This window comes from Lunatibacter salilacus, from assembly GCF_009797935.1.
Taxonomy (GTDB): domain Bacteria; phylum Bacteroidota; class Bacteroidia; order Cytophagales; family Cyclobacteriaceae; genus Lunatibacter; species Lunatibacter salilacus.
Genome location: NZ_VOLC01000009.1, coordinates 60,730 through 74,286, shown reverse-complemented (window position 1 = coordinate 74,286; position 13,557 = coordinate 60,730). Strand labels below are relative to the sequence as shown.

The following is a 13,557-nucleotide window of genomic DNA, read 5'->3' as shown; positions in this document are numbered from 1 at the left end:
ATATCTGGCATCAAAATTTAAACCGAACACGCTGATGAAAAAGTTAATCCTTTTACCCGTCTTTATACTCTTTCTTACATTTTTCGCAAACGCTCAAGAAAAGCCAAAGATCACCGTCGAAGGCATAAGCGAAATGAAGATTATGCCCGATGAGGCTCTAATTACTATATCCCTTTCAGAAAAGGCATTAACTACCGCAGCGGTCACCAACGAACTGAACAAAAAATCAAAAGCCGTAGCCGATGCTTTAAAAAAGTCGGGGGTTACGGATTACACCTTTACTGCCGACAATTATTATGTCAATATCAACCGGATCTATACCAAAGGCACAGCAAAAGACAGTGGTTATGTTGCTTCCCAAAACCTTCGCCTAGTGGTCAAAAATACCGAAAAGGACCTGATCAAAATTGTTGAGACTGTGCAACAAGCTGCGGACATGGCGTTTCAGTTGTCGTTTAGGGTTTCTGAGGAAAAGCAGAAAAGCTATCAGGAAAATCTCCTCAAAGATGCGCTGACAGATGCTCGAAAAAAAGCATCCATTATTGCAGCCAGTTTTGAGTTGGGGAATTTAAAGCCATACCACATCGACTACAGCTCCAGTCAGCCATTTCAGCCGGTAATGTACCGGGCAGAGGCTATGATGATGAAGTCTGCTGATACCCGTACGGAGCCGACTTTCAATCCGGAAGAACAGACAGTCTCCGATCGGGTGAAAGTGATCTTCACTTTCGAATAATTATATCCAACTCTTTCTCAGGCAATCGCTAACCAGCGACCTAACAAAAATGGGATTAGTCTTTTTAATTCCGTACATTTTGGAGTGAAAAAGCTTTTGTTTCTTCTATTACTCTTATCGGGGGGATTATATGCCCAGCAAACTCCAATCCAACAGCTAAACGAACAGTTGGGGAGCGGGATAAATATGGGAAACATGTTTGAAGGGCCTGAGGAAGGAGCTTGGGGCAATCCTTTTCGGGAAGACTACTTTTCCAAAATTGCTGCTTTGGGGTTTGACCATGTACGGATTCCCATTCGCTGGGATACCCCTTCACGTACGGGACAGTCAGCCCCTTACACAATAAATCCCGCCTTTTTGCAACGTATCCAGGAAGTTGTGGATTTGGCTTTGGAGGAGGAGTTGATGGTCATCATAAATATGCACCATCACGATGCGCTGTTTGTGTCGCCAGGCACTGAAAAGGAGAAGTTTCTGGCGCAATGGCGTCAGATCGCAGCCTTCTTTGAGCCTTATCCTGAAACTCTTCTTTTTGAGGTTCTAAACGAGCCCCATGGCGCGTTGAGTCCTACACTTTGGAATGAATATTTCGCAGAAGCCCTGACGGCCATTAGAGAGACCAATCCTACCCGGGGGGTACTTTTGGGGACAGCAGAATTTGGAGGAGTTAGTGGTATTTCGTACCTCGATCCGCCTGAAGATGTGAATATAATCGTTACTGTTCATTTTTACAGCCCTTTTACCTTTACCCATCAGGGTGCAGAATGGGTGGGAGATCATACAGATGCATGGTTGGGAACCCGCTGGTACGACTTGGAATATGAACGAGAGGCCTTAACGCAGGAATTAGAATCCGTGGTTAATTTTTCCGAACAAAAAAAGATTCCGGTTCATATTGGTGAATTTGGGGCGTATGGCAAAGCAGATATGGAATCACGCGTGCGTTGGACAAATTTTTTGTCCAGATATTTCGAAACCTTAGGCTATAGTTGGGCATACTGGGAGTGGAGTGCAGGCTTTGGGGTTTATGACCCCACAACAGACATCTTCAGGGAACAGTTGGTTAATGCCCTCTTAAATGACCCTTTGGGCGAGCCGCAAAATGCCTATCCGTCCACTATCTATGAGAGTAATTTTTTAACAACTACGGATGGCTGGAATTTAATAAATCAGCAAGGTGCTGCTGGTATGATGGCGACTGAATCAAATGGCCTACGGGTTCAGATCAACCAAGGCGGTTCAGAAAACTGGCACTCTCAACTTAGCAAAGGCGGTTTTGAATTAAAGCATGGGAAACTATACCGTGTTTCCTTTACCGCAAAAGCCCAATCACCTACCATCGTCACCCACTATATGGGTGAGAGTTTCTCTCCATACCAAGCCTATTCTGGCTACCAGGGATTTCAAATTGTTGACATGGAAAAGGAATTTTCCTACGTTTTTCAGATGCAGTCACCAGATGATTCCAACGCACGAATGGTAATGGATTTGGGTCAGGAAGAAACCAATCTATGGTTTAATACTTTTAAAATCGAGGAATTGAATTTTTTGGTGTCTTCCATTCCAGTTGAAACCAGAGAGAAGATTAGCGCGTACCCCAATCCGGTGGAAAGCAGATTAACTTTAACAGGAGTGCTGCGGGGAACAGTTGGAAAGTTACTGTCTCCAAACGGCAAAGTTCTCGTGGAGATAAATTTAGGGCCAGAAACTTCCGTTATAAACATGGAAAATTATCTGGTTGGACTTTATTTCCTTCAGCTGAATACAGCAACTTCGTCACAAATCCTGCGGATTATTAAGAAATAAGGCAAAAAAATAGCGAGTCTATTCAGACTCGCTATTTTCGATTATGTTTATTTCTATAATATCTCCTGCTTCATTCAGGAAGTTGTACTCCGTCACTGGTAGCGAAGAGTCTCTGACCAATTGTACCCATTTGAAATATTTAAAAAACCACTTAACCCTCTTCGAAACAATGCCCTGCGTAAAGTAGGCGTGTAAATAAGGGTGTAAGCCAATTTTTAACTTTGATTCGTTTTGGTGAACAGCTAGATGATCCAGGTCTTTTTCCAGTTTGTCAGCTACCAATATGGAGGCTTGAATTTTTCCGGTGCCGTTACAGGAAGGACAGGTTTCTTTGGTAATGATGTTCATTTCGGGTCTAACCCGCTGTCGGGTGATTTGCATCAGCCCAAACTTCGTAAGGGGCAATACAGTGTTTTTAGACCTGTCAGTTTTCATTTCCTCCTTCATGGCTTCATAGATTACCCGCTTGTTGTCGGCCTTCTTCATATCGATGAAATCGATGACGATGATGCCTCCCATATCTCGGAGTCTTAGTTGCCTGGCAATTTCTTTTACTGCTGCTAAATTAGTTTTTAACGCAGTATTTTCCTGATCACTCTCCTGATTGGACTTGTTCCCACTGTTGACATCCACCACATGGAGCGCTTCTGTGTGCTCGATGATGAGGTATCCACCTTGAGGCAGACTTATAGTCTGGCCAAACAGGCTTTTAATCTGTTTTTCTATACCAAAACTTTCAAAGAGCTTCGCTTTTCCGTTGTAAAGCTTAACAATTTTTTCTTTTTCGGGGGCGATGGTCCGTATGTACGTCCGCATCTGGTCAAAAATCACTTCATCCTCTACCGTGATTGCATCAAATGATTCGTTGAGTAGGTCTCTTATGATAGAGGAAGCCATACTCATTTCTCCTATTACCTTGTCTCTGGTTTTGGCTTTTAACAGTTTATTCATCCCTTCTTCCCAGGACTCCACTAAGTTGCGCAAATCTTTGTCCAACTCGGTGACAGATTGTCCTTCAGCCACGGTCCGGATAATAACACCGAAATTGGCGGGTTTGATGGAGGTGATTAAACGGGAAAGCCTTTTTCTTTCTTCCGCACTTCTGATCTTTTTAGATACATTGACGGTGTCTGAGAAAGGTACCAATACCAGAAATCTTCCGGCTAAGGAGAGCTCACAGGATAGTCGAGGGCCTTTTGTTGAAATGGGCTCCTTCACCACCTGAACCAATATTTGGTTACTTTTGGATAGAACTTGGGAAATCTTTCCCAACTTATCTATTTCAGGTGCTTTTTCAAACCCTTTAAGATTATAACTGGCGAAATTGTTGTTTTTGATCAGCTTTATAAGTTTGCTTAGGCTGTTGATGTTAGGTCCCAAGTCCTGATAATGCAGGAAGGCATCCTTTTCATAACCTACATCAATGAAAGCCGCATTCAGCCCATTGACTATCTTCTTTACCGACCCCAAATAAATATCGCCAACCTTGAATTTATTGTCTTCCTCTTCAACGTGAAGCTCTACAAGGTTTTTGTTTCTTAAAAGGGCTATGCGACTACCGTTTTGAGAAGAATCTATTACTAATTCCGTGCTCAAATCGTGTCTCCTTTGTTTAAAATGTTAAAGAACTTATTCAGTAAAATTCAAAAAAGAAGAAGTCTTACTTCTTCTTGTGTCGGTTTTTTCTTAGTCTTTTTTTACGCTTATGCGTAGCGATCTTATGTCGTTTCCTTTTTTTACCACAAGGCATAGTTTAATTGATTTAAGGTTTAACAATATTTTAATTTACAATCTTTCCAAGTAATTTTCAATTCCGGTCTGTATCTGCGGATCAGTCGTGAGAGGTTTGAGATTCTCAAACTGCTTTTTGGCTTTGTTTTTTTGATTGGATTCAAAATAACTCACCCCTAAGTAAAACTGCCCTTCGATATTCGACGGATAAATCGATACTAATTCTTCAAACCGCTCTACAGCCCGCTTGTACTGACCTGACTGCATGGATAAAACACCCATGTTGAACAGAGCGGACTCGTTTTTGGGATCTTGCTCCAAAATCTCCCGAAGCATTGTTATTCCCTGCATGGGATTGGCTGACGAGACATATGTCATGGCAACCTTGGTTTTCAAATCCAACCGCTCCGGATTTTTTTCAAGCACCTTGTTAAGATACAACCGGGTTTTCGAAGCCAAATTTTGGGTTTTCCCCTCATCCATAGAAAATCCAAACGCCTCATAATAGGCGTTACCTGCAACTTCCCACTTCTCCTCACTGGGAATATTGTCCGCAACAAGCCCATAGAAATAGGCCGCACTGTCCAATTTTCCCTTCTCTGCATATATAGCAGCCGTCGAATCTGCAAATATAGCTAATTTTTCTTTATTTTCCTCCAAATCCATTTCCCCTTTCAGCCTTTCTATCATGGCTTGTGCTTCTGGACTTAAGGAAGAAGAATGTTGTTCGTCAAAACTCAATGAATTACCCAGATCATTTTCCTCCATTACAACCCCATCACTGTCGTTATCCACGACAATTGTAGGTAGCGTGTACAACACCGCTATGAGTATTATTCCTAATGAGAGGAAGATAATCTGGGTTTTTTTCATACTTAAGCCTTTTAACCCCATTTAATCCTGAGGTGCCAATTCTTTTACTTTCTTACTGTTCTTGATCTTGTCAATAAAAGATTTTGATGGCTTAAAAGCCGGGACATAATGTTCGTCAATAACAATTGCAGTGTTCTTGGAAATATTCCTCGCAATTTTTCTGGCTCTTTTCTTATTGATAAAGCTACCAAAACCTCTTACATAAATGTTTTCTCCTTCTGCCATGGAGTCCTTTACAACCTTGAAGAATGCCTCAACGGTCTGAGTAACGTCGTCCTTCTGAATACCGGTCTTCTCCGAAATCTTTGTGATTACCTCTGCTTTAGTCACTGTTTTTAGAATTTATGTGTGCTTTAATTTAGGCTTAATTGCCTATTAACCAACTAATTTTGGGAGTGCAAATTTACGTGTTCCAATTCAATTAAAAAATATATTGGATAAAATTAGTTTGTTTTGTTTCTTAAACGGAGTTTCACCCCAAAGTAAAAGTTTTGAATATCAGCTACTTCACGAATCAACTGCTCCACTGGTACCCGGATAACTGTAGGGAACTACCATGGAGAAACACCAAAGATCCATATATCATTTGGTTGTCTGAAATTATCTTGCAGCAAACCCGGGTGGCCCAAGGTTTGCCTTATTTCTCTCTTTTTCTTGAAAGATTCCCCTCCGTGCAGGATTTGGCCTCAGCTCCAGAAGAGGAAATTCTCCGATGCTGGCAAGGGCTGGGATATTACAGTCGCGCTCGAAATTTACATGCCTGTGCCAAATCTATCGTCCAAGAACATGGAGGGGATTTTCCGCAATCCTACAGAGAGCTACTTTCTTTAAAAGGAGTGGGACCATATACTGCGGCTGCTATCGCGTCATTTGCTTTTGGACAGCAAGTGGCCGTAGTCGACGGAAATGTGTTCCGCGTGTTGGGTAGATACTTTGGGATTGAAGATGATATTGGAAGCAGCGGTGGAAAAAAAGTGTTTGAAAAACTGGCAAACCAGCTTATCCCCGAAGACAACCCCGACATTTATAATCAGGCGATAATGGAGTTTGGTGCGCTGCAATGCGTGCCAAAGAATCCCGATTGTAACTCCTGTCCACTTCAACCCACCTGTTTTGCCTTTTCAAATAGAGCAGTAGAAAAATTCCCAGTCAAGGCAGGGAAGACCAAAACAAGAAAGCGGTTTTTTCAATATTTCCACATTCAATGTGGAAAAGAAGTGGTGATAAATAAGCGAACGGGGAACGATATTTGGATGGGTCTGGTTGACTTTCCGCTGGAAGAGCACACAGAAGGAATGGGACAGGATCCGGATTCAAGTTCCCTCATCGAAGAGCTGAAGACATTAAATCCGAAGGTCAATTTTCCGAACCAAAAACCCTATAAACACATCCTTTCCCATCAGGTGTTGATTGCAGGATTTGTAAATGTCGGTGTAGATCCAATCTATCGTAACGAACTGACTTACTGGGTAGAAAAAAACGGATATTCCCTAGTTGGGGAAGATCAATTGGAAACATACGGAAAACCGAAACTCATTGTGAACTATTTGAATGATCAAAAATAATTTCGTAAATTTAGGAGTAAACTTTTCGTTAACCATTTAAACCAATTTAAATAAAATGGCCGGAGTAAACAAAGTAATTTTAGTAGGGAACTTAGGTAAAGATCCCGAAGTGAAACATCTGGAAAGCGGTAGCGTTGTCGCCAACCTGACCCTTGCCACTACAGAGGCTTACAAGGACAAAAATGGACAGCGGGTAGAAAATACCGAATGGCATGATCTGGAATTATGGGATGGACAAGCTAAAATAGCAGAACAATACCTGAAGAAAGGTAGTCAGATTTATGTAGAAGGTAAAATAAAAACAGACACCTGGCAGGACGAGCAAGGCAACAACAGAAAAAAAGTCCGAATCCGTGTCCTGAGTTTTACCATGTTAGGTTCCCGCAGCAGTGGAGAAAGCGGTGGAATGAACGATTCGGGTAGTAATTACAAGCAAGCTGAAGGAAAGCCGGCAATGGCGAGTTCTTCGGCGCCGAGCATGGATGAAGAAATGGATGATCTACCATTCTAATTTTCCCAAATTGGCTTATTGGTAAAGAAATTGGGACTGAAGTATTTGATTTCTAGGAATAAGGAAAAAATACTTTTGTCCCAATTCCAATAAAAATTATTAATTTTGTAAAAATCTTTGATTTAGTTAATGGACGACCCCTACCCGAGTTTGTTATCATTCGTTGAGTTACAACCGCTTTCAACCAGCTACATCCTTATTAATGGGTTTGTATTTGTTTTACTATTATTGCTTTCAGCCTTGGTTTCTGGATCGGAGGTTGCTTTTTTCTCATTAGATCACCATGACTTGAATGTGCTGGAACAGGAAGAAAGCGAATCATCCAAGGAAGTGATTGCTCTGATTGAAACTCCACAAAAGCTATTGAGCACTATTTTGATCTTGAACAACCTCATCAATATCAGTATAGTTACTTTGTCCACTTTTTTCACTTGGGCGCTTTTTGGGGACAATGCCACAGGTTTCCTCATTTTGGCTATTCAAACCATCGGAGTTACTATTGCCATCGTATTCGTTGGTGAGGTAGTTCCCAAGGTATATGCTAATACCGCCCGGGTAGAATTCTCCAAATTAATGGCCAAGCCTTTAGGGTTTTTCTCCACCCTATTAAGTCCTGTTTCCGCATTTTTAATGACGATAAGCGATGTTATTGAAAAGAGAATTGAGCGGAAAGGGTACTCTCTCTCCGTCAACGAACTTCATCAGGCACTGGAAATTACCGCTGACGAAACCAGTATAGGAGAAAAGGACATCCTTAAAGGGATATTTAACTTTGGGACCCTTACCGTCAAGCAGGTAATGCAGTCCCGAATGGACATTACGGCGGTGGACTCGGAAACGGACTATCACGAATTAATGGATAAAATCAATAAGAGCGGTTATTCGAGGATTCCTGTATATGAGGAAACCATTGACAATATCCTCGGCATTCTTTATATTAAGGACCTTCTGAATTACATCGAAAAAAATGAAGACTTTGAATGGCAAAACCTGATTCGGAAGGGATTTTTTGTCCCTGAAAACAAAAAAGTGGACTCCCTTCTTAAGGACTTTAAAAAGAAACGGGTGCATATGGCGATAGTAGTCGACGAATATGGCGGAACCTCCGGATTAATTACTTTAGAAGACTTAATTGAAGAAATTATTGGAGAGATCAACGACGAGTTTGACGATGATGAAGAGATTATCTATCAAAAAATCGATGATAGCACGTATATCTTTGAGGGTAAAGTGTCCCTTAATGATTTTTGCAAAAAACTGGACTTAGACAATCAGGTTTTTGACGAAGTGAAAGGCGACAGTGAATCTTTGGGTGGCCTGCTTTTGGAAATAAATTCCAATCTCCCAAAAAACGGAACTAAAATCAAATACAAAAATTTTGATTTTCTAATCTTGGCCGTTGATACCCGCAGGATTAAAAAGGTCAAAATCACCCTAGTGCAACCTCTTGACCAGGAAAAACTCCCCAGCTAAGGTACCATTGGGTCAATCGATTCCGCCCACTTTTGTAATTATTGGCGTTAAGAAAATAAAAAATGAAAAAGTTGATTTTTTCACTTATATTTAAAGATACAATTTACAGGCAGCTATTTCTTAATAAATCCTAGGCAAATTCGCATTTTCGGTTATTGTTTGTTCCAAAATTTACAAATTTAACGTGTATTTTTTGAAATTTGGTTAAATTGGCTTTAAGACGGTCAATTCCAGTTATGATAACTTTTTCCGTATTTCACGGTTATTATTTCATTTTTATTTTACCTTTAATGCCTAGATTTTAAAAAAAGAAAAATTTATTGTAAATTATTCAACTCGATTGATAACACATTTATTAAAATAATATATAATGATTCAAGGATTATATCGTTCGGAATTTGAGCACGACTCCTGTGGAATTGGTAGCGTTGTTAACGTGAAGGGCATAAAAAGCCATGAAACGATAAGCGACGCATTGCTTATGCTAAGCAATATGGAGCATAGGGGAGGAAGAGGAAGTGATCCTAAAACTGGAGACGGTGCCGGTATACTAATTCAAATGCCACACCCGTTTCTGAAGGAAGTGACCAACAGATTAGGATTTACTTTGCCTGAGGATGGCAGTTATGGGGTAGGAATGGTTTTCTTTCCCCGGAATAGGCAACTTTACAAAAAGTCAAAAGAACAGCTTAATAAGATCATTAAAGATCTTGACTTTGAGGTCATAGGATATAGAGAAGTACCGACAGATGAGACCGTCCCTGGTTCAGGTGCGTTGGAGGTAATGCCAAACATCGAGCAGGTCTTTGTGAAACATAAGGACGGTCTATTAGGCCTAGAACTAGAGAGAAAACTATATGTTTTGCGCAACTTTGCCACCATGGAAATCAACTCTACCATTCCTGGGGTAAATGATGCCTTTTATTTTGCCAGTTTTAGTAGCAAAACGCTGATATATAAGGGTCAGTTGCGAACCGATCAGGTTTTGCCATTTTACAAAGACCTCCAAAATAACAAACTGACTTCTGCCATTGCCGTAGTCCATTCCCGCTTCTCTACCAACACCTTTCCAAACTGGAGATTGGCGCAACCTTTTAGGTATCTGTCCCACAACGGGGAAATTAACACCATCCGGGGTAACCTCAACAAAATGAGATCAAAGGAAACTTTGATGAAGAGCTCGTTTTTTACCGATAAGGAGTTACAGATGCTTATGCCCATCACCAATGCAAAAAATTCCGATTCTGCAAATTTGGATGCCATGGTAGAACTTCTCACACTCAGTGGACGAAGTCTTCCCCATGTTATGATGATGCTGGTTCCGGAGGCTTGGCAGGATAACGAAACAATGGATCGGGAGAGAAAGGCCTTTTATAAGTTTCATGCTGCCTTAGTTGAACCGTGGGATGGTCCGGCGGCACTGTTATTTACTGACGGCAATTCACTAGGAGCTACCCTGGACAGAAATGGGCTAAGACCGTTGAGATACTTTATCACTTCGGATGACAGATTAATCCTTTCTTCTGAGGCTGGTGCCTTGCCAATCCGGGAGTCCACCATTATAGAAAAAGGCCGGGTAAGCCCCGGACGTATGATATTGGCCGACTTGGACAAGGGAGAGGTGTCCTTCGATGAGGAAGTGAAGCGGGAAGTATGTGACAATAAGCCTTACGAAGGTTGGATTAGAAAACAACGTCTTAAGCTCAGACTGATCCCAGCACCAAAATCACTCTCTTTCCCCTATACGGTAGCGGAGATCAAAAAACGACAAACCGTCTTTGGTTATACCCAAGAGGATTTAAAGGTAATCCTTGCACCGATGGGGGACACCGGCTACGAACCAATAGGATCGATGGGTGCAGATACACCTTTGGCCGTTTTGTCAAAACAAAGTCAACATATCTCCAACTACTTCAAGCAGCTATTTGCGCAAGTTTCCAATCCCCCTATCGACCCAATAAGGGAAAGGTTGGTGATGTCTCTGTTTACTAGGATTGGGGAAAGCCACAATATCCTGGAAGAAAGTCCGAAACACACCAAACAGATACATATTTCCCAGCCGGTACTTCTAAATGAAGACCTTGAGAAACTAAGACATTTAGAATCCAAAGGATATCATTCCCATACACTCCAAGCGCATTTTATTGCAGACCATCAGCCAGGCAGAATGTTGGAAGCACTCGATAAAATCTGTCAGGAGGCCGAGGAAGCCATCGGTCAAGGAAAAAATATTCTGATTATTTCCGACAGAGACAGTCATGAGGGCACAGCTCCCATACCTTCTCTGCTTGCAGTCGGAGCCGTACACCACCATTTAGTTAATCAAAAAATCAGGACCAGGGCGGGTATTGTCGTCGAAGCAGGAGATATTCGGGAGACACATCATTTTGCAACGGTAATTGGATACGGTGCAAGTGCTATCAACCCTTACTTAGCCCTTGAAACACTTCTCCATCTCAACGAGGAAGAGATGCTGACTGCAGCTATCCCCCAAAAGAAACTGTTTGAAAATTACAAGGCGGCGATTGGTAAAGGATTGCTCAAAGTACTTTCAAAAATGGGAATTAGTACGCTACAGTCTTACCAAGGTGCGCAAATTTTTGAGGCAGTTGGCTTGGGCCCAGAGGTAATCCAAAGATGCTTCAAAGGTACGATCAGCAGGATTAGCGGAATATCCTTTGACGAATTGGCCGAAGAGGTATTGCTGAGACATCATGCAGCGTACCATACTGAAAGCCCCATTCTAGAGGCGGGAGGAGTCTATCAGTGGAAAAGAAGGGGAGAAAAACACCTCTTCAATCCAGAAACGATTCATTTGCTTCAGAAGTCTACCCAGAACAATGATTTTCGGCTTTATAAAAAGTTTGCCGAAAAAATCAACGATCAAACCAAAGATGCCCTCACACTAAGGGGGTTGTTTGAATTCAAAAAGAGAATTTCTATTCCTTTGGATGAGGTAGAACCGTCTGAAAAGATTATGAAGCGCTTTGCCACAGGTGCCATGTCCTTTGGATCTATATCCCATGAGGCCCATTCTACCTTGGCTATTGCCATGAACCGCATCGGTGCCAAAAGCAACAGCGGGGAAGGTGGGGAGGATGAAGTCCGTTTCGAAAGAAAGGAAAATGGTGATTGGGAAAGATCGGCAATCAAGCAGGTAGCGTCAGGCCGATTCGGCGTCACCAGCAACTACTTGACTAATGCGGAAGAACTCCAAATCAAAATGGCCCAAGGTGCAAAACCTGGCGAAGGCGGTCAGCTTCCAGGTCACAAAGTTGACGATTGGATAGGCAGAGTTCGGCACTCTACACCGGGTGTAGGGTTGATTTCCCCTCCACCACACCACGATATTTACTCCATTGAAGACTTGGCTCAGCTGATTTATGACCTGAAAAACGCCAACCGTAAGGCGAGAATCAACGTTAAGTTGGTTTCCCAAGCCGGAGTCGGAACGGTTGCGGCGGGAGTAGCCAAAGCACAATCGGACGTTATTCTGATCTCAGGAGCAGATGGAGGTACCGGTGCTTCTCCTTTGAGTTCTATCCGCCATGCAGGATTGCCTTGGGAACTTGGACTTTCCGAGGCCCATCAGACCTTGGTTAAAAACAACCTACGTAGCCGGGTAACTCTACAGACCGACGGCCAACTGCGAACTGGTAGGGACCTAGCCATTGCCACCTTATTGGGGGCCGAGGAGTGGGGTATTTCTACTGGAGCACTGGTTGTGGAAGGATGTATCATGATGCGTAAGTGCCACTTAAATACATGTCCTGTCGGTGTGGCAACACAGAATCCTGAACTTAGGAAATTATTTACAGGCAAGCCGGAGCACGTGGTCAATTTCTTCCGCTTTTTAGCAGAAGATCTACGCGAAATCATGGCTTCACTTGGCTTCCGTACCGTGGATGAAATGGTCGGCCAAAGCGATGTCCTAAAAGCGACCGGATACCTGAACCATTGGAAATGGGATAAATTAGACCTTAGTCCAATCTTCCATAAAGTAGAAGTTCCAGACCATGTTGGCATCTACAAACAAATCGATCAGGATTTCAAATTGAAACGGGTTCTGGATAGAAAGCTCATTAAAGAGGCCATGCCGGCTTTGGAGCAGGCAAATCCGGTAACTGGTAAATTTGAGATCAAAAACGTAGACCGTACCGTAGGTGCTATGCTTTCCAATGAGGTGTCCAAAATATTTGGAAGTGTAGGCTTACCCGAGAATACAATACAATACAAATTCTCCGGTTCCGCAGGTCAGACATTTGGCGGCTTTCTTGCCAAAGGCATTTCGTTTGAATTGGAAGGAGAAGCAAACGACTACTTCGGAAAAGGACTATCCGGAGGTAAATTAATTATTTACCCCAGCCGAAACTCCAGTTTCAAAGCAGAGGAAAACATCATTATCGGCAATGTGGCCTTTTATGGAGCTACATCCGGATGTGCCTTTATCAAAGGAAAAGCAGGAGAACGATTTTGTGTCCGTAACTCAGGTGTGAATGCCGTAGTAGAAGGAATCGGTGATCATGGTTGCGAGTATATGACCGGAGGTATGGTCGTTATCCTAGGTGAAATAGGCAGAAACTTTGCGGCAGGAATGAGCGGAGGTTTAGCCTATATATATCAAGATAACCTAGAAAACGTCAATCAGGAAATGGTGGATATTGACCCATTGAATGAAGACGATTTTGCCTCGATAAAAAAATCCCTAAAGGACCATTTATCCAACACCTCCAGCAATGTTGCGGAAAAGATGTTGGAAAATTGGGACGAAGCCAAAGAAAGGTTTATAAAGGTCATTCCTAGGGACTATAAGGAGGTTTTAAGAAAAAGAGCATTGGAAAATACAAAAACATTAGTGTAAG

General features: G+C 42.3%; 9 protein-coding genes. 6 read left to right on the top strand and 3 right to left on the bottom strand.

What is annotated here, in order from left to right; translation table 11 throughout:
* Positions 1-34: 34 nt before the first annotated feature.
* Both FQ608_RS13355 and FQ608_RS13350 read left to right on the top strand, forming a co-directional pair.
* Entirely contained in the window at positions 35-736 is a 702-nt protein-coding gene (locus tag FQ608_RS13355; protein WP_158858742.1) for an SIMPL domain-containing protein, read from the top strand.
* 84 nt (positions 737-820) lie between these two features.
* Positions 821-2,542, top strand: coding sequence for a cellulase family glycosylhydrolase (locus tag FQ608_RS13350; protein ID WP_158858741.1), 1,722 nt, complete (start codon positions 821-823; stop codon positions 2,540-2,542).
* Between the two features lie 18 nt (positions 2,543-2,560).
* Here FQ608_RS13350 and FQ608_RS13345 read toward each other — a convergent pair whose 3' ends face one another.
* The 3 genes from FQ608_RS13345 to FQ608_RS13335 all read right to left on the bottom strand — a co-directional run bounded on the left by FQ608_RS13345 (position 2,561) and on the right by FQ608_RS13335 (position 5,476).
* Positions 2,561-4,138, bottom strand: a complete 1,578-nt coding sequence (locus FQ608_RS13345; protein ID WP_158858740.1) for an Rne/Rng family ribonuclease — start codon at positions 4,136-4,138, stop codon at positions 2,561-2,563.
* A 189-nt stretch (positions 4,139-4,327) separates the two neighbouring features.
* Positions 4,328-5,146: a tetratricopeptide repeat protein gene (locus FQ608_RS13340; RefSeq protein ID WP_158858739.1), complete on the bottom strand. Its 819-nt coding sequence runs from the start codon at positions 5,144-5,146 to the stop codon at positions 4,328-4,330.
* Between the two features lie 21 nt (positions 5,147-5,167).
* Complete coding sequence (locus tag FQ608_RS13335) at positions 5,168-5,476, bottom strand: HU family DNA-binding protein (RefSeq protein WP_158858738.1); 309 nt, start codon at positions 5,474-5,476, stop codon at positions 5,168-5,170.
* Positions 5,477-5,637: 161 nt separating this feature from the next.
* Between FQ608_RS13335 and mutY the strand changes: the two genes are divergently transcribed.
* The 4 genes from mutY (at position 5,638) to gltB (ending at position 13,556) form a co-directional block, all read left to right on the top strand.
* Positions 5,638-6,711: an A/G-specific adenine glycosylase gene (gene mutY, locus FQ608_RS13330; protein WP_158858737.1), complete on the top strand. Its 1,074-nt coding sequence runs from the start codon at positions 5,638-5,640 to the stop codon at positions 6,709-6,711.
* 55 nt (positions 6,712-6,766) lie between these two features.
* Positions 6,767-7,222 carry a single-stranded DNA-binding protein gene (locus FQ608_RS13325; RefSeq protein WP_158858736.1) on the top strand — a complete coding sequence of 152 codons (456 nt, stop codon included), beginning with the start codon at positions 6,767-6,769 and terminating at the stop codon, positions 7,220-7,222.
* A 129-nt stretch (positions 7,223-7,351) separates the two neighbouring features.
* Positions 7,352-8,695, top strand: coding sequence for a gliding motility-associated protein GldE (gene gldE, locus FQ608_RS13320; protein ID WP_158858735.1), 1,344 nt, complete (start codon positions 7,352-7,354; stop codon positions 8,693-8,695).
* A gap of 370 nt (positions 8,696-9,065) precedes the next feature.
* Positions 9,066-13,556, top strand: a complete 4,491-nt coding sequence (gene gltB / locus FQ608_RS13315; RefSeq protein ID WP_158858734.1) for a glutamate synthase large subunit — start codon at positions 9,066-9,068, stop codon at positions 13,554-13,556.
* Position 13,557 lies beyond the last annotated feature (1 nt).